The organism is Polaromonas sp. 39-63-25, assembly GCF_002278925.1.
Classification (GTDB): domain Bacteria; phylum Pseudomonadota; class Gammaproteobacteria; order Burkholderiales; family Burkholderiaceae_C; genus Polaromonas.
In genome coordinates, this window is sequence record NZ_NCJH01000007.1 from 67860 (window position 1) to 93711 (window position 25852).

The 25852-nt window shown below is 64.0% G+C and carries 32 protein-coding genes; 13 read left to right on the forward strand and 19 right to left on the reverse strand.

The features are described from left to right. Window positions 1-129: 129 nt before the first annotated feature. Window positions 130-978, forward strand: coding sequence for a pantoate--beta-alanine ligase (gene panC / locus B7X65_RS10020; protein ID WP_293594164.1), 849 nt, complete (start codon window positions 130-132; stop codon window positions 976-978). Window positions 979-1104: 126 nt separating this feature from the next. On the opposite strand, the gene B7X65_RS10025 is transcribed toward panC, so the two are convergent. From B7X65_RS10025 to B7X65_RS10035, 3 genes are read right to left on the reverse strand one after another with little or no spacing between them, the layout of a single operon-like run. Next, window positions 1105-1479 (reverse strand): DUF3318 domain-containing protein, encoded by a 375-nt coding sequence (locus tag B7X65_RS10025; RefSeq protein ID WP_293594165.1) that lies wholly within the window; start codon window positions 1477-1479, stop codon window positions 1105-1107. After that, window positions 1472-1915 (reverse strand): phage holin family protein, encoded by a 444-nt coding sequence (locus tag B7X65_RS10030; RefSeq protein ID WP_293594166.1) that lies wholly within the window; start codon window positions 1913-1915, stop codon window positions 1472-1474. The genes B7X65_RS10025 and B7X65_RS10030 overlap by 8 nt, the downstream gene beginning before the upstream one ends. Window positions 1916-1961: 46 nt before the next feature. Then, entirely contained in the window at window positions 1962-2267 is a 306-nt protein-coding gene (locus B7X65_RS10035) for a DUF883 family protein (protein ID WP_293594167.1), read from the reverse strand. Between the two features lie 182 nt (window positions 2268-2449). Between B7X65_RS10035 and B7X65_RS10040 the strand changes: the two genes are divergently transcribed. Together B7X65_RS10040 and B7X65_RS10045 are read left to right on the forward strand one after the other, a co-directional pair. Next, the gene (locus B7X65_RS10040) at window positions 2450-2806 is read left to right on the forward strand and encodes a hypothetical protein (protein WP_293594168.1); all 357 of its coding nucleotides are present in this window, start codon (window positions 2450-2452) and stop codon (window positions 2804-2806) included. A 257-nt stretch (window positions 2807-3063) separates the two neighbouring features. Next, window positions 3064-4014 (forward strand): IS110 family transposase, encoded by a 951-nt coding sequence (locus B7X65_RS10045; protein WP_293594169.1) that lies wholly within the window; start codon window positions 3064-3066, stop codon window positions 4012-4014. A gap of 551 nt (window positions 4015-4565) precedes the next feature. Here the strand turns inward: B7X65_RS10045 and B7X65_RS10050 are convergent. The 4 genes from B7X65_RS10050 to B7X65_RS10065 form a co-directional block, all read right to left on the reverse strand. Further along, entirely contained in the window at window positions 4566-5624 is a 1059-nt protein-coding gene (locus tag B7X65_RS10050) for an NAD(P)H-dependent glycerol-3-phosphate dehydrogenase (protein WP_293594170.1), read from the reverse strand. Window positions 5625-5666: 42 nt separating this feature from the next. Next, complete coding sequence (gene secB / locus B7X65_RS10055) at window positions 5667-6134, reverse strand: protein-export chaperone SecB (protein ID WP_293594171.1); 468 nt, start codon at window positions 6132-6134, stop codon at window positions 5667-5669. 126 nt (window positions 6135-6260) lie between these two features. After that, the gene (grxC, locus tag B7X65_RS10060) at window positions 6261-6518 is read right to left on the reverse strand and encodes a glutaredoxin 3 (protein WP_293594172.1); all 258 of its coding nucleotides are present in this window, start codon (window positions 6516-6518) and stop codon (window positions 6261-6263) included. Window positions 6519-6558: 40 nt separating this feature from the next. Next, on the reverse strand, window positions 6559-6969 hold the full coding sequence (locus B7X65_RS10065; protein WP_293594173.1) for a rhodanese-like domain-containing protein: 411 nt from the start codon (window positions 6967-6969) through the stop codon (window positions 6559-6561). 184 nt (window positions 6970-7153) lie between these two features. Here B7X65_RS10065 and gpmA point away from each other — a divergent pair, with 184 nt between their 5' ends. The 3 genes from gpmA to B7X65_RS10080 all read left to right on the forward strand — a co-directional run bounded on the left by gpmA (window position 7154) and on the right by B7X65_RS10080 (window position 10367). Then, entirely contained in the window at window positions 7154-7897 is a 744-nt protein-coding gene (gpmA, locus tag B7X65_RS10070) for a 2,3-diphosphoglycerate-dependent phosphoglycerate mutase (protein ID WP_293594174.1), read from the forward strand. Window positions 7898-8096: 199 nt separating this feature from the next. Further along, entirely contained in the window at window positions 8097-9533 is a 1437-nt protein-coding gene (locus B7X65_RS10075; RefSeq protein WP_293594175.1) for a S41 family peptidase, read from the forward strand. 78 nt (window positions 9534-9611) lie between these two features. After that, entirely contained in the window at window positions 9612-10367 is a 756-nt protein-coding gene (locus tag B7X65_RS10080; RefSeq protein WP_293594176.1) for a HesA/MoeB/ThiF family protein, read from the forward strand. 28 nt (window positions 10368-10395) lie between these two features. On the opposite strand, the gene B7X65_RS10085 is transcribed toward B7X65_RS10080, so the two are convergent. Next, the gene (locus tag B7X65_RS10085; RefSeq protein ID WP_293594177.1) at window positions 10396-12438 is read right to left on the reverse strand and encodes an AsmA family protein; all 2043 of its coding nucleotides are present in this window, start codon (window positions 12436-12438) and stop codon (window positions 10396-10398) included. A 339-nt stretch (window positions 12439-12777) separates the two neighbouring features. Between B7X65_RS10085 and B7X65_RS10090 the strand changes: the two genes are divergently transcribed. After that, window positions 12778-13176, forward strand: coding sequence for a response regulator (locus B7X65_RS10090; protein WP_293594178.1), 399 nt, complete (start codon window positions 12778-12780; stop codon window positions 13174-13176). A gap of 23 nt (window positions 13177-13199) precedes the next feature. Here B7X65_RS10090 and B7X65_RS10095 read toward each other — a convergent pair whose 3' ends face one another. Further along, window positions 13200-13832, reverse strand: a complete 633-nt coding sequence (locus B7X65_RS10095) for a response regulator transcription factor (protein WP_096698225.1) — start codon at window positions 13830-13832, stop codon at window positions 13200-13202. A 155-nt stretch (window positions 13833-13987) separates the two neighbouring features. Between B7X65_RS10095 and B7X65_RS10100 the strand changes: the two genes are divergently transcribed. The 6 genes from B7X65_RS10100 to B7X65_RS10125 all read left to right on the forward strand — a co-directional run bounded on the left by B7X65_RS10100 (window position 13988) and on the right by B7X65_RS10125 (window position 17412). Further along, window positions 13988-15304, forward strand: coding sequence for a CHASE3 domain-containing protein (locus B7X65_RS10100; protein ID WP_293594179.1), 1317 nt, complete (start codon window positions 13988-13990; stop codon window positions 15302-15304). A gap of 230 nt (window positions 15305-15534) precedes the next feature. Next, entirely contained in the window at window positions 15535-15699 is a 165-nt protein-coding gene (locus B7X65_RS10105) for a DUF1328 domain-containing protein (protein WP_096667256.1), read from the forward strand. A gap of 67 nt (window positions 15700-15766) precedes the next feature. Next, entirely contained in the window at window positions 15767-16168 is a 402-nt protein-coding gene (locus B7X65_RS10110; RefSeq protein ID WP_293594180.1) for a hypothetical protein, read from the forward strand. Between the two features lie 41 nt (window positions 16169-16209). Then, entirely contained in the window at window positions 16210-16575 is a 366-nt protein-coding gene (locus tag B7X65_RS10115; RefSeq protein ID WP_293594181.1) for a hypothetical protein, read from the forward strand. Window positions 16576-16580: 5 nt separating this feature from the next. Beyond that, window positions 16581-17003 carry a hypothetical protein gene (locus tag B7X65_RS10120; protein ID WP_293594182.1) on the forward strand — a complete coding sequence of 141 codons (423 nt, stop codon included), beginning with the start codon at window positions 16581-16583 and terminating at the stop codon, window positions 17001-17003. A 94-nt stretch (window positions 17004-17097) separates the two neighbouring features. Then, a complete protein-coding gene (locus tag B7X65_RS10125) occupies window positions 17098-17412 on the forward strand; it encodes a BON domain-containing protein (protein ID WP_293594183.1) in 315 nt (104 codons plus the stop codon). Between the two features lie 243 nt (window positions 17413-17655). Here the strand turns inward: B7X65_RS10125 and B7X65_RS10130 are convergent, their stop codons facing one another. The 10 genes from B7X65_RS10130 to aspS all read right to left on the reverse strand — a co-directional run bounded on the left by B7X65_RS10130 (window position 17656) and on the right by aspS (window position 25817). Further along, window positions 17656-18111 (reverse strand): BON domain-containing protein, encoded by a 456-nt coding sequence (locus B7X65_RS10130; protein ID WP_293594184.1) that lies wholly within the window; start codon window positions 18109-18111, stop codon window positions 17656-17658. 42 nt (window positions 18112-18153) lie between these two features. Beyond that, window positions 18154-18351 carry a CsbD family protein gene (locus B7X65_RS10135; protein ID WP_293594185.1) on the reverse strand — a complete coding sequence of 66 codons (198 nt, stop codon included), beginning with the start codon at window positions 18349-18351 and terminating at the stop codon, window positions 18154-18156. 140 nt (window positions 18352-18491) lie between these two features. Beyond that, entirely contained in the window at window positions 18492-18905 is a 414-nt protein-coding gene (locus B7X65_RS10140; RefSeq protein WP_293594186.1) for a thermonuclease family protein, read from the reverse strand. Between the two features lie 68 nt (window positions 18906-18973). Next, entirely contained in the window at window positions 18974-19807 is an 834-nt protein-coding gene (locus B7X65_RS10145; RefSeq protein WP_293594187.1) for a DUF429 domain-containing protein, read from the reverse strand. 12 nt (window positions 19808-19819) lie between these two features. Further along, window positions 19820-20701 (reverse strand): DMT family transporter, encoded by an 882-nt coding sequence (locus tag B7X65_RS10150; protein WP_293594188.1) that lies wholly within the window; start codon window positions 20699-20701, stop codon window positions 19820-19822. Window positions 20702-20765: 64 nt separating this feature from the next. Further along, window positions 20766-21191 carry a BLUF domain-containing protein gene (locus B7X65_RS10155; RefSeq protein WP_293594189.1) on the reverse strand — a complete coding sequence of 142 codons (426 nt, stop codon included), beginning with the start codon at window positions 21189-21191 and terminating at the stop codon, window positions 20766-20768. Between the two features lie 9 nt (window positions 21192-21200). Beyond that, window positions 21201-21932: a GTP cyclohydrolase I gene (gene folE / locus B7X65_RS10160; RefSeq protein WP_293594190.1), complete on the reverse strand. Its 732-nt coding sequence runs from the start codon at window positions 21930-21932 to the stop codon at window positions 21201-21203. Window positions 21933-22091: 159 nt separating this feature from the next. Continuing rightward, on the reverse strand, window positions 22092-23330 hold the full coding sequence (clsB, locus tag B7X65_RS10165; protein WP_293594191.1) for a cardiolipin synthase ClsB: 1239 nt from the start codon (window positions 23328-23330) through the stop codon (window positions 22092-22094). Window positions 23331-23406: 76 nt separating this feature from the next. Then, window positions 23407-23853 (reverse strand): dihydroneopterin triphosphate diphosphatase, encoded by a 447-nt coding sequence (gene nudB, locus B7X65_RS10170; RefSeq protein ID WP_293594192.1) that lies wholly within the window; start codon window positions 23851-23853, stop codon window positions 23407-23409. 164 nt (window positions 23854-24017) lie between these two features. Further along, complete coding sequence (gene aspS, locus B7X65_RS10175; RefSeq protein WP_293594193.1) at window positions 24018-25817, reverse strand: aspartate--tRNA ligase; 1800 nt, start codon at window positions 25815-25817, stop codon at window positions 24018-24020. Window positions 25818-25852 lie beyond the last annotated feature (35 nt).

The following is a 25852-nucleotide window of genomic DNA, read 5'->3' on the forward strand; positions in this document are numbered from 1 at the left end:
GCTGCCCCCCGAGGGGGCCGCTGCGCCTGCGGCCCGGCGAAGCCGGTTCCGCGGCCCCGGCTGGTCTGAATTCGGAACCCCACGCTTGTATAGTTCGCCTCTTTTGAACTGCAATCCCACATAGCACGCATGAAAATCGTCCACACCATCCCCGACCTGCGCGCCGCGCTGGCGCCTTTCCAGCACCCGGCTTTTGTGGCCACCATGGGCAACCTGCACGACGGCCACATTGCGCTGGTGAACCAGGCCAAACCGCTGGGCGACGTGACGGTGGCCAGCATTTTCGTGAACCGCCTGCAGTTTGCGCCGCACGAAGATTTCGACACCTATCCCCGCACTTGGGAAGCCGACTGCGAGAAACTGCAGGCCGCCGGCTGCGATGTGCTGTTTGCGCCGCGGGAGCACGACCTCTATCCCGAGCCGCAGACCTACAAGGTGCATCCGCCGGCCGAACTGGCCGACATCCTCGAAGGGCATTTCCGCCCCGGCTTTTTTGTCGGTGTCAGCACCGTGGTGATGAAGCTGTTTTCCTGCGTGTTTGCCGGCAAGTCCGGGGGCACCGCGCTGTTCGGCAAAAAAGACTACCAGCAGGTCATGATCATCCGGCGCATGGTGCAGCAGTTTGCCCTGCCGATAGCGATCGTCCCCGGTGAAACCCTGCGCGCCGCGGACGGCCTGGCGCTGTCCTCGCGCAACGGCTATCTGGATGCCGCGCAGCGTGCCGAAGCCGTGTATCTGTCCAGGGCCTTGAAGGCGCTGGGCGAGGCCGCCAGGGCGCAAGGTCTGGACACGCTCGATGTCCTGGAAGCCCAGGCGATGCAGGCCCTGAGCGCGCGCGGCTGGGCCCCCGACTACCTGACCGTGCGCCGTCGCACCGACCTGTTGCCGCCCGGAAGCAGCGAGGCAGCGGAGCCGCTGGTGGTGCTGGGCGCGGCCAGACTGGGCACCACGCGGCTGATTGACAACCTGGAAATCTGAGTTGAGGTCAGTCCGCTTCTTTTAAGAGAAAAATGCCTCCGCCCCAATAGACACGAGCGCAAGCAGCTATCTATTCAGGAGCATCAAAGGCCCGGTGAACGCGCACGCTGCCGCGCAGGCGCAAGATCAGGAGGCAGGCGGTGGATCGCCCTCGTCTGCCGGCCCGGTCGCAGGCGGGCGCTGATCTGCCAGCCACTGGTAACCCTTCCACACCAGCAGGGCCGAACCCGCACCGAGCAAGGCGTAACGCAGCAGCGGCCGGCGCGCGCCGGCCAGCACCAGCGACAACACCGGGGTGAGCAGGGGCGCACGCTTGAGCAGGCCCAGCGCCAGCGGCAAGCCTTTACCGAACACCCCTCCCGGGATACCGCCTTTGAACATCGTCACCGACTGCCGCGCCGCACCGAGAGCCTGGACCAGTTCGGCGCGCTCCGTTGCCGAGCGCATCAACAGCAACTGCTTTCTCAGCGCCCGCTGGCTCTGGGGGGTGGCGTTATCCATGGGGGTCTCTGCCCTGCGGCATGGCGCTGGTCGCGGCGGCTTGCAGGGCATTGCGGTCCTGCGCCATTTCGGCAAAGGTGGCCTGCAGGAAGGGCGGCCGCGTGGCCAGCGTGCGCTGCACGCGCCACCAGAACCAGCCGCCCAGGCCCAGGTACACCGCCGCAAAAAACGCCAGCACTGCAACACGCTGCGCAGGGTCCACGGCCAGCACCACCATCAAGGTGACCATCAGGACGCCGACCAGACCGAACACGAGCAGGCCCAGCAGGCTCAGCAACAGGCCGATCAGCCGCTGCAACTCTTCCTCGAGCTCGACGCCTGCCAGCGCCACGCGCGTGTGCGCCATGGACAGCGCCGTCAGGCCCAGCTGGCGCAGCGATGCGAACAGGCGCGGCGGCTGGGGGCCGTCCGGACGGTCATGAGAGGGTGTGTTCATGGCAACAACAGGCACACCGGCACGCCGGTGCTTCCCGCCATGGCAATCATGACCTGCGGTTGACCAGCAGGCCGATCAGGAAACCGGCCGCGGCGGCGATGCCGACAGCCCTCCACGGGTTGGCATGGACATACTCGTCCGTGACCTTGGCCGCCTCCTTGCCCTTGAGCAGCGCCGCCTCCTGCAAGCCGGTCAGTTTTTCGGTGGCGAGCTTGAGCTTGCCCGCAGCTTTTTCACGCAGCGCGGCCGCCGTCTCGCCGGTGGCGGCGGTGGCGGCCTTGAGCAGATCCTCCACGTCGGTGAGGACCACTTTCATGTCGGTGATCAGTTTGTCTTTGCTGGTGGTGTCCATGGCATGCTCCCAAGTGCGGTGGTAAAAAATCAGGCATCGCGTGAGCCCAAGACCAGTTTAGTCCCATCCGGAAGCCGCAGGCTGCGCACAGGTTGAAACCTGCCGGGGCCTTGATTCACCGCAATAATGCGGACTGCCCAAATCCGGCAAGCCCCTCTGACCCACCCACCCGCGAGCCCGCCATGGACCCCACCCTCCTGACCCCCTTGTTCACCCTGCTGGGCACGCTCGTAGGCGGCCTGGTGACCTTTGCCGTGAACCGGCAGCAGTTCAAGCACCAGATCCAGGCGCTGCAGCAGCAGTACCGGACCGAGTTCATGGCCGAGGAAACCGCGCGCCATTTCCTGAGCCACAAAAGCTTCACCGACCGGTCCTTCGAGGTGCTCAAAAAACACCTGGGCGGTTTCGACGACGACGAACTGCGCAAGATCCTGGTGCGCGCCGGAGCGGTGCGAACCTATCGCGACGACGACAGCGAGTGGTGGTACCTGCTGTCGCGCATGAGCGAGCGGATTGAGAAGATGCAGCAAAAGGGCTGACCTCTGCGTTGCGGCATCACGCTGCGTTCCTGATTCGCGCTGGACAGCAGGAGCGACTCCCCACTCCCTCCCCCCGCCCCTTGTATGTTCAGAAATCTAGAATGAACAGGCCGATGATGGTTTCGGTGTGGCAGCTCGTCCGCCCCTGGGGATATCCAAGCCCGCGAGGGAGCAAGGAGCGTCACATCGTTTTTCAGCGATAGCCCGAACGGTTGCCTGGGCCTGCAAGCCCGCATATTGCAAGGAAGGGTATTGGTATGAACGACACTGAAGTGGAGGTGTTTGTCGGTATCGATGTGTCCAAGTCCACTTTGGACGTTTGCATTGATTCAAGCGCTGAAGTCATACATGTCGAGTACGACGATAAAGGTATCCGCAGTGTCTGCGAACGCCTGACGGCGGCGCAGCCGGCGTTGATCGTGATGGAAGCCACGGGAGGTCTGGAGATGCGGCTGGCCTGCGAGCTGGCAGCGCAGGGACTTCGCGTGGCCGTCATCAACCCGCGCCAGGCACGCGACTTTGCCAAGGCCACCGGTCGCCTGGCCAAGACCGATCGGGTCGATGCTGCCATGCTGGCAGCCTTTGCCAAGGCGATCCGGCCACAGGCGCGGCCTCTGAAGGATGAGCAGACCCGGAGCCTTGACGAGATGGTCAGCCGGCGCCGGCAATTGATTGCCAATCGGGTGCAGGAAACCCTGCGGCTCGATACGGCCGGAACCAAACCGATGCAAAAGAGCTTGAAGGCGCACATTGCCTGGCTGGACAAGCGCATTGCCGAGATCGATGCCGACCTGAGCCGGCGCTTGCGGGCCTCTGACGTGTGGCGTGCCAAGGATGATTTGTTGCGCGGCATTCCCGGTGTCGGCGCCGTCACCACCGTGACCTTGCTGGCCAAGTGCCCGGAATTGGGAACCCTCAACCGGCGCGAGATCGCCGCCTTGGCCGGTGTGGCGCCGCTGGCCAACGATAGCGGCAAGCATCATGGCAAACGCTTCGTCTGGGGCGGCCGGGCCGATGTGCGAGCGGTCTTGTACATGGCCACCATTTCTGCCATGCGCTGCAATCCAGGCATGAAGGTGTTCGCCACGCGACTCAGGCAAGCGGGCAAACCGCCCAAAGTAGTCATCGTTGCGTGTATGCGCAAGTTGCTCACCATCATGAATGCCATGGTGAAAAACAGTGAGCCCTGGGCACCAAAAAGCGCTTGACTTTGAACACGGTTGCTCCCTCGCCCCGCTGGGCGATGGAGGGGGACTTCATTTGGCCGCGTGTGCTGCTCCCGCGTGCAAACATAACGGCCGCTCGACGCTGACATGACGCGCTTTGCGCGTCATGTCTCCCCGCACCCGAACCCGAACCCGCAATTTTCCCCCACCCGTCGGGCTGGGCCGAGGAGCGCAGCCGAAAGCGGATCAGGGCGAGCGATTGTCTGAGCGCAGCGAGTTCGAGCTCGACCCCGCTTTCGGTGAGCACCGCAGGGTGCCCGCAGCGGAGCGGAGGGACCCAGACCATCGGGTCGCCTTTTCTTTGGTGACTTTCTTTTGGCGACGCAAAAGAAAGTTACTTGCCGCCGGGCAACCCCCGGCTTGCTGGCAAGCTACCGCACTTTGAACAACGCGGGGGACAGCAAGCATGAATCGTGGATTAAGTCCGGGAGGACAAGCCACAGAAAACATTTGCTACAAATTCAATAGCTTCCTGCGCCCGTCGATTAAGGGCTGGAGCCATAAAACACCATCAACCGGGCCCGCAACAGCCGCTAACGCAGCTCGGCCGCCGGATCCCGTCCCATCAGCGCCGCCACCGCCTCAGCCGGCTTCACCTGCCCGTCCAGCAAGGCCACCACCGCTTCGGAAATCGGCATCTCGACACCAAGCCCCTGCGCCCGCTGCACCACCGTGCGGGCGCAGTACACCCCTTCGGCCACATGGCCCAGCGAGGCGACGGCCTGCTGCAGGCTCTGGCCCTGGGCCAGCAGCAGGCCGACCTTGCGGTTGCGGCTGAGGTCACCGGTGGCCGTCAGCACCAGATCGCCCAGGCCCGACAGGCCGGTGAAGGTTTCGGCCCGCGCCCCCAGGGCCAGGCCCAGGCGCGTCATTTCGGCCAGGCCGCGCGTGACCAGCGCGGCGCGGGCATTGAGCCCGAGGTTCAGCCCGTCGCACAGGCCGGTCGCAATCGCCAGCACATTCTTGACGGCGCCGCCGACTTCCACGCCGACGATGTCGTCGTTCGCGTAGATGCGCAGGGTCGGGCTGTGGAAGGCCGCCACCAGCGCGTCGCGCACTTCGGCGTGTTCGCTGGCGGCCACCAGCGCGGTCGGTTGGCCGCACGCCACTTCCTGTGCAAAACTCGGGCCGCTGAGCGCGCCCGCTCTCAAATTAATAGCTACCTGCGCCCGTATTTCATGGGCCAGGAGCCCAAAAGGCTTGAAGGATGAGGAGATGGATGGAACGGCCGGAAGAGCCGGAAGTGGCGCCTCAAACCCCTTGCACAACCAGGCCACCGGCACGCGAATCTGCTGCATGCGCTGCAACATGCCGCGCAGGGCCGCGATCGGGGTGGCGATGACGATCAGGTCCTGCTGCGCCAGCACGGCATCCAGCGAAGCATCGGAGCCGCCCGCCAGCAGCAGGGCATCGGGTAAGGCGATGCCGGGCAGGTAGCGTGTGTTGATCCGCTGCGCCTGCATCGCCGCCAGCTGTGCGGCGTCACGCGCCCACAAGGTGACCTGATGCCGCGCAGAGGTGCCGCCAGCATTGGCCGCGCTGATGGCCAGCGCCGTGCCCCAGGCACCGGCGCCAATGACGGCAATTTTCATGGGAATGAAAAGGCCAGGGGCAATGCCAGTACCACCGCGTCCTTAAACGATGATCTGCGGGGCTTCCTGGGCCGCCGAGGCTGCCGCGGCCTGTTGCTGCTCGAACATGGCCTGGAAGTTGATCTCCGCCAGGTTGACGGGCGGGAAACCGCCGCGCTGGATCACGTCGGCCACATTGCCGCGCAGGTAGGGGTACACGATCTGCGGGCAGGCAATGCCCAGCACCGCGTTGAGCTGCTCGGCCGCCATGTTGCGGATCTCAAAAATGCCGGCCTGCTTGGCCTCGACCATGAACACGGTCTTGTCTTCGATCTTGGTGTGCACCGTGGCGGTCACGCTGACTTCGTAGAGGCCGTCGGCGATCGGGGCCGCCTCGACGCCGAGCTGGATATCGACCGCAGGCTGCTCCTGGTTGAGCAGGATTTCGGGAGAATTGGGTTGCTCCAGGGACACGTCCTTGAGGTAAACGCGCTGGATCTGGAACACGGGGTCAAGGTTGGCTTCGGCCATGGTGGTCTTTCGGATTGCTTGAAAAATGAAAGCCCGCTGGACAACAGGCATGGGACATTATCCCCGTTCGGATAACCGGCCCCGGACAGCGCGCGGCCCGGGTGGTGCGAGCGGCCGCCTGTGCGTTCAGCCGGCCAGCAGGGGCAACAGGCCGCCACGGCCGTCCAGCGCCATCAGGTCGTCGCAGCCACCCACATGGGTCTGGCCGATGAAGATCTGGGGCACGGTCCGGCGACCGGTGATTTCCATCATTTTCTGGCGCTCGTCCGGTTGCAGGTCGACGCGTATTTCCTCGATCTCGGCCACACCACGCTGCTTGAGCAATTGCTTGGCCTGAATGCAGTAGGGGCAGGAGGCGGTCAGGTATATCTTCACAGGGGACATCGAAAATCTCCGGGTCGGGTCAATGGGCAGTGGCAGGTTTTCAGGCCTTCTCAATGGGAAGGTTAGCCTCTTTCCACGATTTCAGCCCGCCCGACAGGCATTGGGCCTGCTCGTAGCCGAGCTTTTTGGCGATGGCCACCGCCCGGTTGGCGCGCGCGCCGGAGGCACACACCAGAATCAGGGGGAGTGCCTTGTTTTTCACGGTGGCGGGCAGTTTTTCCTCGAATTGTCCCAGCGGCAGGTTTTTGGCACCGGCAACGTGGCCCGCGGCGAATTCCGGAGCCTCACAGACATCGATGACCACGGCCTTCTCACGGTTGATCAGCTGCACGGCGCCGGCGGCGCTGAGCGAACCGGCTGCCATGCCGCTGGAAATCAGGGGCCAGAGCAGCATTCCGCCGGATGCCAGCGCAATGGCGATCAGCATCCAGTTGTCGATGAAAAATTTCACTGTAAGTCCTTCTTGGGTTTTGCAATTAAGGAGTGATTTTAGAATGCAGGGAGCGCTGCCGGCTTTCCCCTGGGCTTTCCCGGATGCCTGCCGCAGTCTTTGCCCGCCTTTCTGGACACTTTTTTCGCCTCGGGCACCCTGCCGGGGCCCGCCCCTTTTCAACTTCACGAAGCTGCCTCACACCATGTACAAACTTGTGCTCATCCGCCACGGCGAATCAACCTGGAACCTGGACAACCGCTTCACCGGCTGGACCGACGTGGACCTGACCGCCACCGGCGTGCAGCAGGCCGTCAACGCCGGCCGGCTGCTCAAGAACGAGGGTTACGACTTCGACCTGGCCTACACCAGCGTGCTCAAACGCGCCACGCGCACCCTGTGGCACACGCTCGACGAGATGGACCGCACCTGGTTGCCGGTGGTTCACAGCTGGCGCCTCAACGAGCGCCACTATGGCGCCCTGCAGGGCCTGAACAAGGCGGAGACTGCCAAAAAATATGGCGACGAGCAGGTCCTGATCTGGCGCCGCAGCTACGACACGCCGCCGCCGCCGCTGGAGCCGAACGACCCGCGCTGCGAACGTGACGACCCGCGCTACGCCAGGTTGAAGCCCGGCGAGGTACCGCTGACCGAATGCCTGAAAGACACGGTGGCCCGGGTGCTGCCTTTCTGGAACGAGTCCATGGTGCCGGCCATCCTGGCTGGCAAACGCATTGTGGTGGCGGCACACGGCAACTCGATACGCGCGCTGGTGAAGTACCTCGACAACATTGCCGACAAGGACATCGTCGGACTGAACATTCCCAACGGCATTCCGCTGGTGTACGAACTCGATGCCAGTCTGAATCCGCTGCGCCACTATTACCTGGGCGACAGCGAGGCCATTGCCAAAGCCGAGGCGGCGGTTGCCGCCCAAGGCAAGGCCTGAGTACCCGGACCGCTGACGGCGCCCTGCTGGCGCCCCTGTGTCAACGCGAGGTAAAGGTGGCCCGTTTCTGAAACATTCCGGCACGCTGGCACCCGAGTGGCGTCGACTGCGGGAACTGTTGGCAAGGGCCTTTCTCCAAGGTGTATATTGTTTCGAATTCTGTGACAACTGCCCCAAAATCGGGCAAATGAAGGTGTTTATGGGTCAGAAACTCAAGATAGCAGGCTGGATTTCCTTCGGCGCGGTCGCCGGTGCGCTGACGACCGTGCAACTGCAGGCGGTTGCGCGGGGCGGACTCACGCCGCTGCCGCTGGAAGAACTGCAGCAGCTGGCCGCCGTGTTCGGCATGGTCAAAACCGACTACGTGGAGCCTGTTGACGAGAAAAAACTCATCACCGACGCGATCTCGGGCATGGTTGCCAGCCTGGACCCGCATTCGGTCTACTTCGACAAGAAGTCCTTCAAGGAATTCCGGGAGGGAACGAGCGGCCGCTTCGTCGGCGTCGGCATCGAGATTTCGCAGGAAGACGGGCTGGTCAAGGTGGTCTCGCCGATCGAAGGCTCGCCCGCCGACCGCGCCGGCCTCAAGCCCAATGACCTGATCACCAAAATCGACGACACCGCGGTCAAGGGCCTGAGCCTGAACGAAGCGGTCAAGAAAATGCGCGGCGAACCGCGGACCAAGGTCACGCTGATGATCTTCCGCAAGGACGAAAACCGCACCTTCCCGGTGACCATCACACGCGAGGAAATCCGCACGCAGTCGGTGCGCAGCAAGGTCATCGAGCCCGGTTATGCGTGGATCCGCCTGAGCCAGTTCCAGGAACGCACGGTCGATGATTTCGTCGTCAAGCTCGAACAGATCTACAAGCAGGAGCCCAACCTCAAGGGGCTGGTGCTGGACCTGCGCAACGACCCGGGCGGCCTGCTGGACGCCGCCGTCGCCGTGTCGGCCGCCTTCCTGCCCGAGAACGTCACCGTGGTGACGACCAACGGGCAACTGGCTGAAAGCAAGTTCACCTACAAGGCTTCTCCCGAGTTCTACCAGCGCCGCAATGCCGCCGATCCGCTCAAGCGCCTGCCCGCGGCCGTGAAGAACGTGCCGCTGGTGGTGCTGGTCAACGAAGGCTCGGCATCGGCCAGTGAAATTGTCGCCGGCGCGCTGCAGGACTACAAGCGCGCCACCATCATGGGGAACCAGACCTTCGGCAAGGGCTCGGTGCAGACCGTCCGGCCGCTGGGTCCCGACACCGGCCTGAAACTCACCACCGCGCGTTATTTCACGCCCAGCGGCAAGTCGATCCAGGCCAAGGGCATCGTGCCCGACGTGATGGTGGACGAAACGCTGGAAGGCAGTCCGTTTGCGGCCCTGCGCACGCGTGAAGCCGACCTGGAAAAACACCTCGCCAGCGGCCAGGGTGCCGAAGTGAAAGACCCAGGCCGTGAAAAAGCCCGCGAGGAAGCGCTCAAGCGCCTGGAAGAAGAGTCCAGGAAGAGCCCCGAACAGCGCCGCCCACCCGAGTTCGGCAGCGACAAGGACTTCCAGCTCGCGCAGGCCATCAACCAGCTCAAGGGCCGGCCTGTAATGATCAGCAAGACCATGGTCGAGCGCAAGGAAGAGAAAAAGGAAAACTGACCGTGTCTGCCCGCCAGGGTGCTGGTCCGGACGGGCCGGCAGCCTGGTTGCCCCGCACTGCCCGGGTCACGTCCGCCCATGAACGACACCCAGCTGCTGCGTTATTCCCGCCACATCCTGCTCGACGAACTGGGCGTGGAAGGCCAGAACACCCTGCTGTCGTCGCGTGCGCTCATTGTGGGCGCTGGCGGCCTGGGCTCACCGGTTGCGCTTTATCTGGGCAGCGCCGGGGTCGGGCGCATCACCGTGGTGGATGACGATCCGGTCGACGCCACCAACCTGCAGCGGCAAATCGCCCACACGCTGGCACGTGTCGGCCAGTACAAGGCGCACTCCGTGCAACAGGCCGTCGCCGCCATCAATCCGGACGTCGAGGTCACTGCCGTCACCACGCGCGCCGACGCTGCCGTGCTCGAAGAACACGTCCAGCAGGCCGACGTGGTGCTGGACTGCACCGACAACTTTGCCACGCGCCAGGCGATCAACCGAGCCTGCGTGAAACACCGCAAACCACTGGTATCCGGTGCGGCCATCCGCTTCGATGGCCAGGTGACGGTCTACGACCCGCGCCAGAGCACCTCACCGTGTTATGCCTGTGTCTTTCCGCCGACGGAGACCGTGCAGGAGGCCCAGTGCGCCACCATGGGCGTGTTTGCCCCGCTGGTGGGCATTGTCGGCACGGTGCAGGCGGCCGAAGCGCTCAAGCTGCTGTGCGGCATTGGCCAGGCACTCACGGGGCGGCTGTTGATGCTCGACGCACGCAACATGGACTGGCATCACGTGCGGGTCGCACGCCATCCCTCCTGTCCGGTGTGCGGCGGCGCGTCGGCCTGAACGCCGGGCGCCCCTGAGGCGCCACGGCCTATTTGGCCGCCGAGCTGGCCGCCGCGGGCTTGTCCGGCGGCTTCACCGGACTGGCCACTGCCAGCACCCGTTCGCAGTCGGCATCTTTGCCAGGTCCGGTTTCCACCGTGGCGGCCAACGCGAGCAAGGGATTGATCGCGCCGAGCAGCAGTGCAATGCCGGCCCGGCCCGCCAGCGCCGCCTTGTCGGGGCCGGCCGCCGGCCGGGCAAACGTGCCGGTGATTTTCAAGGGAGAGCGCAGGCTCAGGATGCTCTGGTCCTTGGGCTGCGGGTACAGCACCAGGTCCAGCGTTTCATCGGTCAGGCTGATCTGGCCCGTGCCGTTGATCAGCGTGTCGGAGGTGTCCAGCAGGATGGCCCGGCTGGTCATCAGGCCCTGCTTGACATCAAATGCCGCGGCAGCGCAACGCAGGGTGACATTGCGGTCGCCGCTGGCCAGAAACTTGATGATCTCGCCGCCGTCCAGCCCCATGAACTCGAGCAGGATGTTGCTGACCTGGCCCCGGCCCATCAGCAGGGCCACGCTACCGGAGGACGAGCCCAGAACCTGCGCGCCGGAGTTGCCGCGGCCGGTCAGGTCGATCCGCCCGTTGAGCTTGCCCAGGCTGCCTTCGGTGCGTTCGATGCGCGGAAACAGCTGGTTCAGCTGCAGCGTGCGAGCTTCGAGTCTGGCCTGCACCAGCGCGGGTTTGCTGTTGGCGTCGATACGGACTAGGCCGGCCAGCCGTCCACCGGCAACCCCCATGTCCAGCGGATCGAGCTGCAACACGCCGTCCTTGAGCAGAATGCGCGCGTCAAAGCGATCCAGCGGAAAGGCGCCGGCGTTCTTGACATCCACCACCTTGTAGTTGACGTCGGCATTCATGGTTTTGAGCCGCTCGAAATCCAGTGTCGCCGTCGGCAACACCTTGCCGGCCGCCTGCACCTGCTTGGCGGCCGAGGAAGGCTTGCCTTTGGCAACGGTTTTGGTCGTTGCGCGTGAAGCACCTGTCGGCACACCAATCAGCGGGCCCAGGTCCTCGAAATCGAGCGATCTGGACTGCACCTTGCCCGACAGCAGGGCCAGCTGGCCCGAGCGGTCGTAGGTGAGATCGCCCGACAGGTCGGATTTGCCCAGACGCCCCTGGATGGCGGCCACCTTCCACACGGCCCCCTGCTTGCCGAGGTGGCCGCGCAGGGCATAGGTGGGGGTATCCGGCAAAACGACGCCCAGCAGGTTGTAGAGGTCGGCCAGCGTGCGGCCCTTGAGGTCGAAATTGGCATCCAGGCCGTCGAGCGACGCCAGATTGCCGATGCTGCCCCTGGCTTGCAGCGTTGTACGGCCTGCACTGGCATTGACGTCCATCGGAAACGGGTTGATCTGGGTGTCGCTGAGTTGCAGCACACTGCCAGCGCGCCCCTGGGCCGAAAAGACCTCTTTTTTCCAGGTACCACGCGCCTTGAAGCTCAGCGGCATGTCGCGGGCCGCCGCCGTTGTTCCGGCTTCGGCCTCACTCGCTGCGACCATGCCAAACTCGGTTTTGATGTCGGCCCCCTGCGCTTCGGCCAGATAATTGAGTACGCCCTGGTCCACCAGCAGCTGGCCAACAAGCGGCACGGTAGAGGCATCGGACGTGTCCTTGCCCAATGCCCAGGTGCGCCGGCCATCCGGCTGGATTTGCAGTCCCAGCACCGGCTGGCTCAGGCTGACGCGCGGGAGTTCAACCCGTCCGCGCAGCAAGGGCCAGAACCGGATGTCGAACTCGGCGGACTCGGCCTTGACCAGGTACGGGTCGCGCGCCCAGTCGGGGTTGGCGAAGGTGATGCCATCGGCCTTGACCGTGATGGTGCGCCCCAGCTGCACGTCCAGCCGCCGGGTGATTTCGAACGGGCGCCCGGTCTGGTCACTGACGTAGCGGTTCACCGGCCCGCGCAACCAGTCCCACGGAAAAAAAACAATCACCAGAATCAGGACCGCCAGAACCAGTGCCGCGCCCGCCACGAGCCGACCCCATGTTGGGAGGAGGCGAAGGCGGGAGACGGTGGAAGCGACACGGGTCATGGGGGCGGCCTGCGATTCTTGATTTGGGAAGACCGGGAGAGGCCCGACACCTGCAAGTGGTTGGCACCGCGCTGTGAAAGCGAAGGGGAAATCAGCTGACAGTGAAGTATCTGCCGGTAACCGCCTTCACACCGTGGGCCACAGCCATCGATGACTGTCAGTGCCTGCCTACAGTTGCATCGTAGGAAACTTCCTACAAACCAAGCACGCTCACCCTGTCAGAATCGGTCTGAAGACATGGATACATTAGTTAACAGATAGATCGGTGTGCGGCCAACAGCCGTTGTAACCGTTTGAAAAATGCCGCGGTCAAGGATGGCAGACCGGGATTGAAGCTCAGTGGGACTAAAAACTTATATCGTCGAAGACAACGCCACCATCCGCGACAACCTCCTGGCTACGCTCGAAGAGCTGGCCGGTATTGACGCAGTGGGTACGGCGGAGACAGAAAATGAAGGCAAGGCCTGGCTGCTGGCAAACGGTCAGCAATGGGACCTGGCGATCGTGGACCTGTTTCTCAAACAGGGAAGCGGACTGGGCGTTCTCGAAGCCTGCCGCAACCGCCAGGTGCATCAAAAAGTCATCGTGCTGAGCAATTACGCGACGGCCGACATCCGCAAGCGCTGCGCCCAGCTCGGCGTGGACGCGGTCTTCGACAAATCCAACGAGATCGACGCACTGATCGACTATTGCATCGAGCAGTGCAGGTCGATCCATGCCGGCCAGCCCCAGAAATAGGGCCGGCGGCTTGCGGCAGGCGCTCAGTCAATCAGCTTGTTCTTGAGGGCGTAATACGTCAGGTCGCTGTTGGACGCGAGACTCATTTTCTCCATCACGCGGGTCCGGTAGGTGCTGACCGTTTTGACACTCAGGGACAGCGCCTTGGCAATGTCGCCCGCGGTTTCGCCCTTGGCAAGCTTGAGGAACACCTGGAACTCGCGCTCGGAAAGCTGCTCGTGAGGCGTGGCATCGTTTTTCCGGTTCAGCTGCTGCGCCAGCAACTCGGCCACTGCCGGCGTGATGTAGCGTTTCCCGAGCGAAATCACGCGGATCGCATTGACGATCTCCATCGGATCACACTCCTTGTTCAGGTAGCCGCTGGCGCCCTGGCGAATCAGGTTGACCGCATAGTGCTCTTCCGGATACCCGCTGAGAATCAGGATGCCGACATCGGGGGCCTTGGCGCGGATCATGGCCAGGGCATCGATTCCGCTCTGGCCAGGCATGGACAGGTCCATGACCAGAATGTCCAGCTCGACATTTCGCACCAGGTCAATGGCCTCGCGGCCACTGGCGGCTTCACCGACAACCCTGAAATCGACCTGATCCGAAAAGAACTGCTTGAGCCCGGAGCGCACGATGGCATGGTCATCCACAATTCCGATTTTGATCATTTCATGTCCTCTTGGTTAGGCTGACATCGCCAAACGGCACAATGCAGCAACACGGCCTCGCGCAATTGCGGGCTTCTGTCTTCAGTAGCGATTATTCACGAATTATTGATCCATGCCGAACGGAGATCAGGATGAGATGGTTTGCAATCCCCAAAATGGCAATCAGCCTGCCGCTGGCGGTGCTGGCAGCGGTCGTTCTGATTTCCATCAACGAAGCGGGTTTTCGCCTGTCCACCCAGGCCGTTACCCGCATTGAGCAGTCTCAGGCTACCCGTGGGGCCGTCCATCTGCTGCTGCAGCAGATGCTGGATGCCGAGACCGGGCAGCGCGGCTACCTGCTGACCGGCGATCCCAAATACCTGGAACCTTACGACGCGGCAACCGCCGCCCTCAACCACACCCTGGACACCCTGCGCGGACACTACACCGCCTATCCCGCGGAGCTGGCGGAGTTTGGCCTGCTGTCGCGCAGCGTGTCGCGCAAGCTGGCGGAGATGGACCTCAGCGTACGCATGCGCAAGCAGGGCAACGAGGAAGCCTGGAAGTTTGTGCTGACCACCGACGTGGGCATGGACCAGATGAACGCCATCCGCAGCCAGATCGTCAAGCTGATCCAGGCCAGCAACAGCAAGATGGGCACAGCCCAGGCCCAGATCACCCGGTCGTTGCAGTTGTCACGCATCGGCATCGCCCTGATCGCTCTGGCCGGGCTGCTGGCGTTTTACATGTATCTGCGGCAAACCGGGGCCCTGCTGGACGCCGGCAGGCGCGAACAGGAAGCACTGCAGCGCGAACGCGACCAGCTGGACAAGGAAGTGCGCGATCGCACGGCCACGCTGGCCGAGCTGGCCACCCACCTGCAGCAGGTGCGGGAAGATGAGCGTGGCCACCTGGCACGTGAACTGCACGACGAACTGGGCGCCCTGCTGACGGCAGCCAAACTCGATGTGGCACGCATCAAATCGCGGCTCGGGGTCATGTCACCGGAAGCGGCCGAACGCATGCAGCACCTGATCGAGACGCTCAACAGCGGCATTGCCCTGAAGCGCCGCATTGTGGAGGACTTGCGGCCCTCGTCGCTGTCGCACCTGGGGCTGGTCGCCTCCCTCGAAATCCTGGCGCGCGAATTCGAAGACCGGTCCGGCCTGAGCATCATCACCGACCTGGAGACGGTGGAGCTCGGCGGCTCCGCACAACTCACGATCTATCGGCTGGTGCAGGAGTCGCTGACCAACATGGGCAAATACGCCGATGCAAAACAGGCCGAAATCAGCCTGCATGATTTTGACGGCTACATCATGGTCGAGGTGCGGGACGACGGCAACGGCTTCGACACCACGCAAATCAAGGGATCGAGCCACGGGCTGGCCGGCATGCAGCACCGGGTCGAAGCGGCCGGCGGACGCCTGACCGTGGCCTCCAGTCCCGGCCAGGGCACACGCATCTCCGCAGTGTTGCCCAAATCGCTTTAAGCGCCGGCGTTCCCGATGGCGGGGCCACAACAACAAACCCCGGCCCGGGCCCAGCCACATGCGCAGAAGCGCCTATCGGCAGCGTCCTACACGGCATGTTCATGCCAGCCGACAAGGGCATCCGGCACTCACCGATGAATGGATGGGGCTTCGACGTTTAACCTTGCTACAGGTGTTTCATTTGCGAGCGCCACGTACATCATGGGGCGCGCCCCTGCAAGGAGATCGACATGCTGCACTATTCCGTTGTTTTCCTCGTGATCGCTCTGATTGCAGCCGTGTTCGGTTTCGGTGGCATTGCCGCCGGTGCCGTCGAGATTGCCAAGATCCTCTTTTTCATCTTTGCCATCATGGCCGTGATCAGCTTCGTGGTCGGCCTGATGAAAAGAAAGTGAATTCCCATCTCCCGGTCCAGGCGCAGATTGCGCCGGATCTGTCTTTTTCCATTTCCCAAGGAACCCCATGAAAAACCCGCTCTCCAGCCACCCCCAAGCCCAAGACACGCTGTCGGGTGCACGTCATATGTCCGAGCAGATGCTCAACGGTGCCGAGAGGGCCATGGACAGCACCCGCAGCCTGGCCAACGACACGCTGGACCGCGCCGAGGACAAGGTTCGACATTTGCGCGGCAGCATCGACCCGCTGGTCGACAAGCTGGCCACCCAGGCGCAGAAACTGGCACGCCAGAGCCTGGACATGGCCTCGGAGGCCAGCGACCGCGCGCAGCGTTCCATGCACCGCTATGCGGACGCAACGACACGTTATGTGTCCAATGAGCCGGTGAAGTCCGTCCTGATCGCCGCTGCGGTGGGCGCCGCCGTCGCCTTGCTGGTGGCCTCGACCGTGCATCGCGACAAGCGCTGATTTTCGCGGCTTCGCCCCCTCTTCACGACCACTGAGGCTTCATGCTGCATCCGCTGTTTTCCATTCTCGTGCGACGGCCCGACCTGGTGGTTGATCACCTGTCGGCCTATGGCGCCCTGGTCCACGAGGAAGCCTCGGAAGCCGGGTCGGAACTGCTTCAGCGCGGGCTGGCGTGGGGTCTGGTCATCCTGTGTGCCGGCGTGTTTTTGACGCTGGCCGGTGTGGCCCTGATGCTGGGCGTGTTGTTGAACCAGTTTCACTGGGTGCTGGTTGCCATTCCGGCGGTCATGCTGGTGCTGCTTCTGGCCGCCTTCAGCAAGGCGCGGCAGCCCCTGGCCGCGACCCGTTTTGACGAACTCAAGGCCCAGCTGGACCGCGATGCGCAGGCATTGCGCGCAGCAGCCTGACCCCGATGATGAACGACAACACCGTGCTTTCTCCCCGCGAACGCCTGGACAAGAGCCGGCAGGCAATTGTTCGCCAGATGGGGCATGACAACGCCACGGCGGTCGAGCATGGCGGCAGCGACACCGAAATTGATGCGTCGGCCAGCACCTGGTCGCTCGTCAAACAGACGGCCTCATCGTGGTGGCATGGCCACCCGGCCAGCCTGGCTCTGGATTTTGCCCGACCGAGGATGCAGCGTTTTGCCCAGGAGCAGCCCCTGAAGCTGCTGGCCATTTCTGCGGGCATGGGCGCAGCGGCCGTGTTGCTGCGTCCCTGGCGTCTGATATCGCTGACCGGCCTCGTGCTCGCGGCTCTGAAGTCGTCCGAGGTCACCGGCCTGGCCAGCTCCCTGCTGGCCTCCGGCACCCGGAACGACCGCTTTCGATGAATTCCATTCGCAAACCGACCGGCGTGGTGCCGTCAGTCGGCCAGCTTCTCAACTCTCAGCACCAAAACATATTTATAAACTTCAAGGAAACACCATGAAATACGCTCGCGCAATTGCATTCGCCGCCCTGGCCGGCATCACCATCATCAGCGCTGGTTGCGCAGTTACCCGCGGTCAGGAAACTGCCGGCTCTTACATCGACGATGCCGCCATCACCACCGCTGTGAAGGCCAAGTTTGCTTCGGACAAAACGGTTGCCGCCACCGCCATCAGCGTGGAAACGCTGAACGGCACGGTCCAGCTTTCCGGCTTTGCCAAATCGGCCGCTGAAAAAGCCCAGGCTGAGGCCATTGCACGCGGCACCAAGAACGTCCGCGCTGTGCGCAACGACATCGTCGTTCGTCCTTGAACTAGCCACTATGGGGTAACACAGGCCGGCCCTGCCAGCCTGTCAACGGGGTCCGGTTGTCTGCAACCGGACCCCGCTTTGCCTTGTGGGGATCCATGCGCGATGCGCTGCCAGTTGGTCGACGCACCCTGAGCGCAGAGGGTCACGGCCCGGCGCCCCCGCTTCCAGCAAACGCCCATAAAAAAGTCACTGGCCCGCCACCCGAAGGCGCGCGCCAGTGACCGGCTTGGGCGGAAGAGTGAATTAACCGGGTGTGACCACCAGCTGGTTATTCACCGACGTCACGCCTTTGACCTGCCTGGCGATGTCTGCGGCCTTGTCTTTCGCTACAGCGCTGGGCGCCGGGCCGTTGAGCGTCACCACGCCATCCTTGGTGTCGACATTGATCTTGATCGCGCTCAGATCCGGGTCCTTGGCCAGTCCAGTGGAGACGGTCGCCGTGATGGTCACGTCGTCTATTTTTTCACCCATGGTGGTGCTGGCCTGGCTGCCCGTGGCTTGCGCGTCCTTGGATGCTTCCTTCATGGTGTTGCCGGCATCCTTGGCCGCCTGCTCGGTCTTGGCGATGCCGGAGTCGATCGACTGGCCGACGGTCTTGCCGTCATCCGCCTTGTTGCAGGCCGTCAGCGCCAGCAGCACGGCAGCGGAATACGCCAGCGCCAGAAGCGGGCGCCGCGCGTGAAGAGGGGTCGGGTTCATGATGGCTCTCCTGGTGTGGGATGAGATTCGCAAGCGGTGCGTTCAGATCTTGTCGATCAGTTTTTTGGCGTCGTCCTTGACGCTTTCCTTGGCGTCGCCGTAACCCGCCTGGGTTTTGCCCTTGACCTGGTCCGCCAGACCTTCGGCCTCCAGCTTTTCATTGCCAACCACGCGGCCAGCCACTTCCTTGGCTTTGCCCGCAGCCTGGTCCACACGGCCTTCGACTTGATGCTTGTTCATGGTGCTTCTTCCTTTGAAAATGGGGTGCGGCCCGCCTGGATGGCGAGCACATCCCCACTGTAGGCAGGCCGGTTGGGGCGGCCCGTCAGCGCCTGCGGAATTTTTTGTAGGACGGCAGGCATTCACTGCGCAGCGGCACGTCAAGGGTGGCAGGCGCCGTGCTGTTTGCGGAAAAGGCGGGGCGGCAGCGCCTGCGGATCGGCAAACAGCCCACGCTGCGCCGACCGGGCCTGCGCCTGCAACTTCAGGTAGGGCCCGCCCTCACGCCCATACCGGTCCGACCAGGCATGGCCTTGCGCGACCATCCAGCCGGCCATGTCTTCCCCACCCAGATGCACGGTCGCCACGGCGCGGCCGTAGTCGTCATGACGGTGCGTTCTCACGACCACCGTGCGGCGCGCCACGCGGCTGGCCAGCGCTGCACGCGCGGCACGGCCGCCGGCCTGGCAGATCTCGGGTGCATCGATGCCGGCCACGCGCAGCTTCACCGGCTTGCCGCCTCCGGCGGGCCGGACCCACAGGGTGTCTCCGTCGGTGACCCGAGTGACTTTCATGCTCTCCGCCCATGCAGGATGGGCGGAAGCGGCTATCAAAAATATAGCAATCTTGAACGCGGTCATGGTCATGCAGTAACGATCCAGCCCTCAATCGGGTCGACATCACTGGGCAGGCCGTAACGCGCGACGCCCTGCGCATGCTGCGCTTGGGCCCACGCGGCCTGCATCAGGCAGAGCGCCGCGTCCAGACTGTCACCGCTGGCGTCGTCGACCAGGGTGTCACGCTGCGCGTGGCTGAGCTTCAGGCGCAGGCCGAGCCGGGTCTGGCCCATTTCCAGCGCGGTGATCAGGTCCTTGCGCGCGATCAGCCGGTCCGGCGTCTGCTTGAGCCGGTCATCACTTTTGTAGGATCGCCGGCCCAGCACCTCGCGCGCGAGAAGCCCCGGGTAGGCTTCGAGCGCAACGCGCGACAGGTCGCCCGCGTGCAGGCCCGGCAGGTGAACGCCCGCTGCCAGCAACTGCGGCACACCCGCGTGAAGCATGAAGGCCACCGGCGGATTGATCCATTTCATGGACGGGCTGGAACCGGCGGGAATATCGGTGGCGCGGTGCGCAAACTTGCCGCCCACAGGACGCGCCGCGCAGAAGGCCGCAAAAGTCTGACGGATCTCTTCCCGGCTGAGGCTGGCGTAGTGGGCCATCAGTTCCGTCCAAGTGCCCGGCCAGCCGAGATGCTCGACCAGCTCGCGCGGCAGGCCGAAGGGAAAGTCGAACGCACCCAGCCACGCGCGCGGCTGGTTCAGCCAGTCGCCGAAGGCGTCCAGCGACGCAATATGCTCCAGGCCGGTCAGCAACACGCGCCCGCCGGAAAGTGATCCGCTGGCCAGGACAATCGGCTTGCGGCGCGTCGGGCTGCTGGAGAAATCGCAGCCGATCAGCAGGGGCAGGGTCTGAGGCATGGCCGCTTCCGTTCAGCCCAGGGCGAGCGCGGTCACGCCCGCGGCAATCAGGCCGGCGCCCAGCAGGCGCTGCAGGCGGTCGCCCTCGCCGAGCAAGTGCCCGCCGATCAGCGCGGCGAACAGCATGGAGACTTCCCGCGCCGGTGCCACATGCGACAGCGGCGCCACCTGCATCGCATACAGCACCAGCACGTAGGAGACCGGGCTGATAGCGCCAACCAACAGCGCGTACCTCCATTGCTCGCGCCACAGCCGCGCCGCCGCCGGCCTGTCGCGCAGGACCACCGGTGCCAGCAGCGCCAGCCGCACGAAATTGCCCAGGTAGTCGAGCAGGATGGGCGACATCAGCATGAACTTGACCGCATAACCGTCCACCACGGTGTAGCTGGCGATGAAAGCCCCGGTGAGCAGGCCGTACAGCATGCCCTTGTGCACGCGGCGGCGCTGGGCGGGATCCTGCGCGGCACGCAGCAGGCCGGGCCCGCCGGCAATCAGGAACACACCAACCACCACACCAACAATGCCTGTCAGCCCCAGCGCCGAGATCTGTTCGCCCAACAGGGTGATCGCCACCAGCGAGGACAGCAGCGGCCCGGAGCCGCGTGCCAGCGGATAGACCACCGTCAGATCGGCCTTGCGGTAGCCGCGCAGCAGGATCACGTAATACAGCACATGCAACACACCGCTGACGGCGATAAAGACCCATTCGCGCCAGCCCCAGCCGGGAATCACGCCCCAGGCGGCCCATGCACCGACCGGCGCCCAGACCAGCATCAAGGTCACGCTGGTAAAAAAGGCGAAACGGGCGTCGCCGCCGGCTTTTTTGGCCGCAATGTTCCAGCTGGCGTGAATCAGGCCGGCAAGCAGGACCAGGGCAAAAGCGGACAGCGGCATGACGCAAGCGGCCGGCGGCGCGCATGAACGCCGTGCGCCCGCGCAGCCGCCTGGCCAGGAGAACTCAGACCTTGCCGCAGATGGAGGCGGTGGCCATCAGGTCTTCCAGCAAGGCCAGCGACACCTTGCCCGACACCGAATAAGGGTCGAGCTCGGCCTTCTCGGAGTATTTGAGCAGGATGGAGGTGTTGATGCGCTCGACATTGACCTGGCCCATGGTCCAGCCGCCAAAACGCCGCTCGGAGATTTCCTCGTAATGCAGCAGCACCACGTCCTTGTGGCGCGGATCTTTCTGGATGTGGCCGTAGAGGTCGCTGATCTGCATGCGTCCGCCTTCGAGGGCCTGCAGGAAAATGCCGCCGCCGTAGCAGAGGATGCCGGTGATGCCCATGGCCGGGTTGTGGCTGCGCGACTGCGCAAGAATGGATTCGGTGAGATCGCTGGAGCCGGGGTTGACCGAGCGGCTGGCGTAAAGAAGGCGTACCAACATCGTGTGTCCTTAGCTGCTGCTCTTTTTCGGGATGAGTGACAAAAATTCGCGGCGCAGGTTCGGGTCCTTGAGGAAGACCCCGCGCATGACGGAATTGATCATCTTGCTGTCCAGGTCCTTCACACCGCGCCAGCCCATGCAGTAGTGACTGGCCTCCATGACGATGGCCAGGCCGTCAGGCCGGGTTTTTTCCTGGATCAGGTCGGCCAGCTGCACCACCGCCTCTTCCTGGATCTGCGGGCGGCCCATGATCCACTCCGCCAGGCGCGCGTATTTGGACAGGCCGATGACGTTGGTGTGTTCGTTGGGCATCACGCCTATCCAGAGCTGCCCGATCACCGGGCAGAAATGGTGCGAGCAGGCACTGCGCACCGTGATCGGACCGACAATGATCAGTTCGTTGAGGTGCTCGGCATTGGGAAATTCGGTGACAGTGGGGCCGGCCACATAACGGCCCTTGAACACCTCGTTGAGGTACATCTTGGCCACGCGGCGCGCGGTGTTGTTGGTGTTGTGGTCGCGCTCGGTGTCGATCACCAGGCTGTCCAGCACGCCCTGCATCTTGCCTTCCACCTCGTCCAGCAGCTTTTCCAGTTCACCCGGCTCGATGAAGGCGGCAATGTTGTCGTTGGCATTGAAGCGTTTTTTCGCCAGGGCGAGGCGTTCGCGGATCTTGACGGAGACCGGCGTGCCTTCGTCAAGAAGGGCGGGGGAATCAGGCGTATTGGATTTCATAAGCATGGCCAGATGTTACCAGTCTGCCCCAAAACGGCCATGCCCCTTTTTTACAAGGGTTTTAGGCCTCCAGCCCTTGATGGACGTGCGCTGACAGCTATGAATTAAGGAGCGTTTTAGCACCTGCCGGGGAGGAGCCCCGTCAGCAGGCGAATCGGCACGGGCTCAATAACGCTGACCGGCGATCAGCAGGGCCAGGCGCATCAGGGCGTAGGCGATGTAGTCCAGCGCCCGCTGGCGCCACGGCCGGCGGCTGTAAATGTCCGGATCCAGCCGCACGCCGCTGGCCGTCATGGCCAGCACCAGGCGCTCGCGCAAGGCCTGCGCAAAGCCGGGGTCCTGCACCACCACGTTGGCCTCGCGCGCCAGCAGCAGGCTCAGGGGATCGAGGTTGGACGAGCCGACAGTGGCCCAGCGCCCGTCGATCACCGCCACCTTGGCGTGCAGGAAACCGGCGTCGTATTCATGGATCTCCACACCCGCCGCCAGCAGCGCGCCATACACCGGCCGCGCCGCATGGTATTGCATGAAGTATTCGTAGCGGCCCTGCAGCAGAAGGCTGACCTTGACGCCGCGCCTTGAAGCCCGGATCAGGGCTCGGCGCAACTTCCCGCCCGGCACGAAGTAGGCATTGGCAATGATGATCTCGTCGTGCGCCTTGCCAATGGCCTTGCGGTAGGCGCGTTCGATGGTGCGGCGATTGAGCAGGTTGTCGCGCAGCAGCAGGCCCGCGGTGTCGCTGCGCCCACGCGTCGGGCGAAAGGAGGCGCCGTGACCCAGCCCGGCGGACCGGCCACCGTAACCGGCAGCCTTGACAGCCTCCCAGGCGGCGAGCAGGTGGCGCTGGCGCGCGCTGTAGCCGGCCTCCACACGCCACCAGAGCAGCGCCATGGCGTCGGAGGCTTCCACCGCCAGCGGCCCGATGAGCGCCACGGCAAAGTCGAAACGCGGTTCCGTCAGCGGCCCGTGGTTGGGGTCGTAAAAATCGTCCAGGATATTGATGCCGCCGCAAAACACGATGTGTTCATCAACCACACACAGCTTGCGGTGCAGGCGGCGCCAGCGCTCGGGAACCAACAGCCCCAGCGCAGCAAACCGGCCGCGGCCCAGCGGCGCGTAAAAGCGCCATTGCACCCCGGCCTGGTCGAACTTCTCATGCCATTCAGGAGAAATGCGGTCGGTGCCTACGCCGTCGACCAGCACCTGAACCAGCACACCGCGGCGCGCCGCGCGCACCAGCGCTTCGGCGACGTCCGCCCCCTGCCCATGGACGTCGAAGATATAGGTTTCCAGCTGCACCCAGGCCGTGCCCGCGTCGATCGCCTGCACCAGCGCCGGGAACAGCGCCTGCCCGCCCTGCAGCAATTGCAGCGCCTGCGGATCCTGGTTTTGAAGTGTGGGCATGGTTCAGGGCTTGTGCAGGGAGCGGACCATGTCGGGCGGCGCCGGCGCGATGCCGCGCCGGGCAGGCAACAGCCCTTTACCCCGCAAATTGTGGCAGCATCAGCACGGCCTCTGCGTTGGAGGGGGAAAAGCACCGGTCCGCCGCTTCCCGGTAAGGCAGCCACTCCCAGGCACGGTGTTCGCGGGGGCTGAGCGTGACCGGCGTGACCGGCGGCACACACAGGCTGAAGACATGTTCGGTGTTGCGTGTCACGCCGGGCGCGTAACGATGCCGCCAGACCGGGTAGATCTCGTAGACGTTGGCCAGCGCCCAGTCCCGGAAATCTTCCGGCCGCACTGAAATGCCGGTTTCTTCCATCACTTCACGCGCGGCGGTCTGCGCCAGGGGCTCCTCCACGGCGTCCATGGAGCCGGTGACACTTTGCCAGAAACCGGGCTGGTCGGCCCGTTCGATCAACAGCACCTCCAGCGCCGGCGTGTGAATGACGACCAGCACCGACTCGGGAATCTTGAAGGAAGTCATGGCCTGGGTCCTCTTCTGTCCGGACAGGTAGCGATGCGCGGGAGCTGAGCCGCTCCCGCCGAGCACCGTGCAAATGGCCTGTTTTCACAAGACAAATTGGTCTCCAGCTCAATAAACACGGACGCCAGCAGCTATCAATATCGCAGCACGCCGCTGCACCGGCATCAGGCCGGCTGCGGATTGCGCAGGCGGATGTGCAACTCGCGCAGCTGCTTCTCGTCGACCGGGCTGGGTGCATGCGTGAGCAGGCACTGCGCGCGCTGGGTCTTGGGGAAGGCAATCACGTCACGGATGGACTCGGCGCCCGTCATCATGGTCACGATGCGGTCCAGGCCGAAGGCCAGGCCACCGTGCGGCGGCGCGCCGTACTGCAACGCATCGAGCAGGAAGCCGAACTTCTCCTGCGCTTCCTCCGGCCCGATTTTCAGCGCACTGAAGACCTTGCTCTGCACCTCGGCGCGGTGGATACGCACCGAACCGCCGCCCAGCTCCCAGCCGTTGAGCACCATGTCGTAGGCCTTGGCGATACATTTGCCGGGATCGGTGTCCATCCAGTCCTCATGGCCATCCTTGGGCGCCGTGAAGGGGTGGTGCACCGCGCTCCAGCGCTGGCCGTCCTCGTCGAATTCGAACATCGGAAAGTCCACCACCCACAGCGGTTTCCAGCCGGCGGTGAAGATGCCGGTCTTCTTGCCGAAGGCGCTCAGGCCGATCTTCAGGCGCAGGGCGCCTATGCTGTCGTTGACCACCTTGGCCTTGTCGGCGCCGAAGAAGATGATGTCGCCGTTCTGCGCACCGGTGCGCTTGAGGATCTCGGCCACCGCTGCGTCATGGATGTTCTTGACGATGGGGCTTTGCAAGCCGTCGCGGCCCTTGGTGACGTCGTTGACCTTGATCCACGCCAGGCCCTTGGCACCGTAAATCTTGACAAACTCGGTGTAGCCGTCGATCTCGCCGCGGCTCATCTCGGAGCCGCCCGGCACGCGCAGGGCCACCACGCGGCCGCCTGGTGTCGTGGCCGGCGCGCTGAAGACCTTGAAGTCCACATCGGCCATCACGTCGGTCAGCTCGGTGAACTCCAGGTTGACGCGCAAGTCGGGCTTGTCGGAGCCGAAGCGGTGCATGGCGTCGGCATAAGCCATGACAGGAAACTCGCCGAGGTCGGTGGCCAGCACGGTCTTGAAGATGTTGCTGATCATGCCCTGGAACAGGTCGCGGATGTCCTGCTCGCCCATGAAGGACGTCTCGATATCGATCTGCGTGAATTCCGGCTGGCGGTCGGCGCGCAGGTCTTCGTCGCGGAAGCACTTGGTGATCTGGTAGTAACGGTCGAAACCGGCCACCATCAGCAGCTGCTTGAAGAGCTGCGGACTCTGCGGCAGCGCAAAAAACATGCCTTCGTTGACGCGGCTGGGCACCAGGTAGTCGCGCGCGCCTTCCGGCGTGCTCTTGGTGAGCATGGGCGTTTCGATGTCGATGAAGCCGTTGGCATCAAGGAACTTGCGCGTTTCCATGGCCACGCGGTAACGCAGCATCAGGTTGTTCTGCATGTAGGGGCGGCGCAGGTCCAGCACACGGTGCGTGAGGCGGGTGGTCTCCGACAGGTTGTCGTCGTCGAGCTGGAAGGGCGGTGTCACGCTGGGGTTGAGCACGATCAGTTCGTGGCACAACACTTCAATCTTGCCGCTTTTCAGCGCGTCGTTGACCGTGCCGTCCGGGCGGGCGCGCACCAGGCCCTTGATCTGCACGCAGAACTCGTTGCGCACGCCTTCGGCCGTGGTGAACATGTCGGCGCGGTCGGGATCACACACCACCTGCACATACCCCTCGCGGTCGCGCAGGTCGATGAAAATCACGCCGCCGTGGTCGCGCCGGCGATTGACCCAGCCGCACAGGCTCACAGTCTGACCCATCAGGGCTTCGGTCACCAGACCGCAATAGTGGGAACGCATTTGGGAGGTCATAGATATATCGCTTGTACTGGTGGACGCTTGCACGC

Bases quoted from the DNA above. Each gene is read 5' to 3' on its own strand.
- B7X65_RS10040 (WP_293594168.1), top strand. From the start codon at position 2,450: ATGGACCCCACCCTCCTGACCCCCTTGTTCACCCTGCTGGGCACGCTC.
- nudB (WP_293594192.1), bottom strand. From the start codon at position 23,853: ATGACTTCCTTCAAGATTCCCGAGTCGGTGCTGGTCGTCATTCACACG.
- B7X65_RS10030 (WP_293594166.1), bottom strand. From the start codon at position 1,915: ATGAACACACCCTCTCATGACCGTCCGGACGGCCCCCAGCCGCCGCGC.
- B7X65_RS10105 (WP_096667256.1), top strand. From the start codon at position 15,535: ATGCTGCACTATTCCGTTGTTTTCCTCGTGATCGCTCTGATTGCAGCC.
- clsB (WP_293594191.1), bottom strand. From the start codon at position 23,330: ATGCCCACACTTCAAAACCAGGATCCGCAGGCGCTGCAATTGCTGCAG.
- folE (WP_293594190.1), bottom strand. From the start codon at position 21,932: ATGCTTATGAAATCCAATACGCCTGATTCCCCCGCCCTTCTTGACGAA.
- B7X65_RS10155 (WP_293594189.1), bottom strand. From the start codon at position 21,191: ATGTTGGTACGCCTTCTTTACGCCAGCCGCTCGGTCAACCCCGGCTCC.
- B7X65_RS10125 (WP_293594183.1), top strand. From the start codon at position 17,098: ATGAAATACGCTCGCGCAATTGCATTCGCCGCCCTGGCCGGCATCACC.
- B7X65_RS10075 (WP_293594175.1), top strand. From the start codon at position 8,097: ATGGGTCAGAAACTCAAGATAGCAGGCTGGATTTCCTTCGGCGCGGTC.
- B7X65_RS10140 (WP_293594186.1), bottom strand. From the start codon at position 18,905: ATGAAAGTCACTCGGGTCACCGACGGAGACACCCTGTGGGTCCGGCCC.
- B7X65_RS10080 (WP_293594176.1), top strand. From the start codon at position 9,612: ATGAACGACACCCAGCTGCTGCGTTATTCCCGCCACATCCTGCTCGAC.
- B7X65_RS10150 (WP_293594188.1), bottom strand. From the start codon at position 20,701: ATGCCGCTGTCCGCTTTTGCCCTGGTCCTGCTTGCCGGCCTGATTCAC.
- B7X65_RS10110 (WP_293594180.1), top strand. From the start codon at position 15,767: ATGAAAAACCCGCTCTCCAGCCACCCCCAAGCCCAAGACACGCTGTCG.
- aspS (WP_293594193.1), bottom strand. From the start codon at position 25,817: ATGACCTCCCAAATGCGTTCCCACTATTGCGGTCTGGTGACCGAAGCC.
- B7X65_RS10120 (WP_293594182.1), top strand. From the start codon at position 16,581: ATGATGAACGACAACACCGTGCTTTCTCCCCGCGAACGCCTGGACAAG.
- B7X65_RS10095 (WP_096698225.1), bottom strand. From the start codon at position 13,832: ATGATCAAAATCGGAATTGTGGATGACCATGCCATCGTGCGCTCCGGG.
- B7X65_RS10085 (WP_293594177.1), bottom strand. From the start codon at position 12,438: ATGACCCGTGTCGCTTCCACCGTCTCCCGCCTTCGCCTCCTCCCAACA.
- B7X65_RS10100 (WP_293594179.1), top strand. From the start codon at position 13,988: ATGGCAATCAGCCTGCCGCTGGCGGTGCTGGCAGCGGTCGTTCTGATT.
- gpmA (WP_293594174.1), top strand. From the start codon at position 7,154: ATGTACAAACTTGTGCTCATCCGCCACGGCGAATCAACCTGGAACCTG.
- panC (WP_293594164.1), top strand. From the start codon at position 130: ATGAAAATCGTCCACACCATCCCCGACCTGCGCGCCGCGCTGGCGCCT.
- B7X65_RS10145 (WP_293594187.1), bottom strand. From the start codon at position 19,807: ATGCCTCAGACCCTGCCCCTGCTGATCGGCTGCGATTTCTCCAGCAGC.
- B7X65_RS10025 (WP_293594165.1), bottom strand. From the start codon at position 1,479: ATGGATAACGCCACCCCCCAGAGCCAGCGGGCGCTGAGAAAGCAGTTG.
- B7X65_RS10115 (WP_293594181.1), top strand. From the start codon at position 16,210: ATGCTGCATCCGCTGTTTTCCATTCTCGTGCGACGGCCCGACCTGGTG.
- grxC (WP_293594172.1), bottom strand. From the start codon at position 6,518: ATGTCCCCTGTGAAGATATACCTGACCGCCTCCTGCCCCTACTGCATT.
- B7X65_RS10050 (WP_293594170.1), bottom strand. From the start codon at position 5,624: ATGAAAATTGCCGTCATTGGCGCCGGTGCCTGGGGCACGGCGCTGGCC.
- secB (WP_293594171.1), bottom strand. From the start codon at position 6,134: ATGGCCGAAGCCAACCTTGACCCCGTGTTCCAGATCCAGCGCGTTTAC.
- B7X65_RS10135 (WP_293594185.1), bottom strand. From the start codon at position 18,351: ATGAACAAGCATCAAGTCGAAGGCCGTGTGGACCAGGCTGCGGGCAAA.
- B7X65_RS10130 (WP_293594184.1), bottom strand. From the start codon at position 18,111: ATGAACCCGACCCCTCTTCACGCGCGGCGCCCGCTTCTGGCGCTGGCG.
- B7X65_RS10045 (WP_293594169.1), top strand. From the start codon at position 3,064: ATGAACGACACTGAAGTGGAGGTGTTTGTCGGTATCGATGTGTCCAAG.
- B7X65_RS10035 (WP_293594167.1), bottom strand. From the start codon at position 2,267: ATGGACACCACCAGCAAAGACAAACTGATCACCGACATGAAAGTGGTC.